This window comes from Pelotomaculum propionicicum, from assembly GCF_004369225.1.
Lineage (GTDB): Bacteria > Bacillota > Desulfotomaculia > Desulfotomaculales > Pelotomaculaceae > Pelotomaculum_B > Pelotomaculum_B propionicicum.
In genome coordinates this window covers 1-2,018 of record NZ_QFFZ01000120.1, presented here as the reverse complement: position 1 = coordinate 2,018, position 2,018 = coordinate 1, and the positions used below count along the sequence as shown (strand labels likewise).

At 37.4% G+C, this 2,018-nt stretch carries 1 protein-coding gene; it reads right to left on the bottom strand.

Annotated elements, in window-relative coordinates:
* Positions 1-104: 104 nt before the first annotated feature.
* Entirely contained in the window at positions 105-1,877 is a 1,773-nt protein-coding gene (locus tag Pmgp_RS19120) for an IS1634 family transposase (RefSeq protein ID WP_134216260.1), read from the bottom strand.
* Between the last annotated feature and the right edge of the window lie 141 nt (positions 1,878-2,018).

Here is a 2,018-nt window from a genome sequence, read left to right as displayed (position 1 = left end):
CCTGAGTTTTGCAGTAAAAACAAGTTATAAAGCTCTGCAAGTACAGCATTTATGCGGACTTCAGAGCTTAACTTTTTGGTATATTAATGTTGTATATTCAGACCTTATTTGTGGTATTGCAAAATTTTTTTGATTTCGGATGTAGTCATAATCTTACTCCCAAGGTCAATGTCGAAAACTTTCTCCAACGACTGCAGTATTTCATCTCTGTAATCAAACAGATAGTAATTCTGGTCAAGGTGTGAACAGGAATAACGTATCAGCGACTCCCGTATCTTGTTGACAGAATATTTCTTATCCAGTTTGTATTCCAGTATGCGCAGGATGAGAAGTGAAACAAAACAGATGAGGAAATGTGCATTAATGTGGGTCTCGGTTCTGAGATAGACCGGTCTAGCTCTGAATTCACTCTTAATAATTTTAAAGGATTCCTCAATTTCCCATAATCCTTTGTATATGTCACGGATTTCCCTGTCAGACAGATTCTTTTCGCTAGTCACGATAGAATAATAGCCATCGTATTTTTCCTCTTCCGTAATCTTTTCAAGATTTAACGACAGTTTGATTCCATCCGGTATTTCACCAGTTTCTTTCACAAACTTTATATTTTTGATATATCCAGCCGCACCGATACTGGTAGCCCTTGTATACTTTCCGGGATTGGCTATTAAGTCTTTTGCTTTTGCAAGGACGAGTGCCCTTTCTTTCTTCTGTTTTTCCGCATATTTTTCTGAATAGTAGGCCATTTGTTTCTGATAAATAATCATTTTCAGGGTACGTTTTCCCTGTTGGTTTTCCAGTTGTATAGTTTTTGCATATACTCTGGATTTGTGGATAAAAATGACTTCTTCGCCATTTTTATCTGTTTCCTTGGTATGAATGTAGCCATCTGGGTTAATTACCCATGCCTTGAATTCCTTGTCGGCAGATAATACGCTCTGTCCATAAATATAGCCGTCATGACCTTTGGAATTATCATCGTTGATTCCAGCAAGGAAAGCAGTGTTATCACTGGTATTAAGCCCTCTATCCGCAACAGTAATAATCCGTTCCATACCATAATCCTTTTTTACCCTGCGGATGATAGGAAGAAGAGATGTTTTTTCGCTTTCACCACCCGAAAAGGTATTAAAAGCCATAGGAATTCCGTTTGAGTCCATCAAAAGACCCATCTGGACGATTGGATCAGGACGGTGTTCCTTCGAGGGGCCTTTTTTTCGAAATCCCTTTTTTACTAGCACTCCGTTATCATCATATTCGTCCGCATCATTGTAAGGAATTTCGAAGTAATAATTTGTGACATCATAGTATCCCAGTTTTCCATCACGGCCAATGATTTCACAGACTTTTTCGTGCAGATGTTTCTGAAGGTGTTCCGAGTACCGTGCAAAGTAATCAAGAGAGCGGTATAGGTCATCAATTGAAAAATCGTATGATTCAAAGAAAAAGTCTCGTTTATCAAAAGCCTTCTTTTTGGAAGAAGGAAAAAGGAACCTGTTATAGATGAGGAGGCCAAAAATACTATTTAGATTATATTCGATGTTAAGGTGTTTCTGCTTATTCTGAAGAAAAGTATTGATGCCAAGGAGGGAGTAAATGCGCTTTGGAATGGCATATCCCAGATTTTTTCTGGAAGATGTATTATCTGTAAGGCGTTGGTTAATAGCAACTTCTATTGTACGCTCGGTAGGAGCAGATAGATTCCGTTCTTCTGCAACAGACTTAAAGTGGGCAATGGGATCGTCATATATTTTTTTCAATTCATCAAGGTAACCGATCTTTTCTATGGTTTTATGCTTAACTTTACCATTAATGCGGTAACCTTGTACGAAGGACAGGAATACCTTTCCGTTACTAACACTCTTTTTAAGAAACATAGCAAACACCTCAATATATAGGTATTATACTACAATACACAACAATATACAACACTAAAATCCAAAAATATTGACATTAAAATAGCCCGTAATATCGGGCTTAAAGAAATGTTTTCTAGTTATTTAGTTGCAAAACAACGG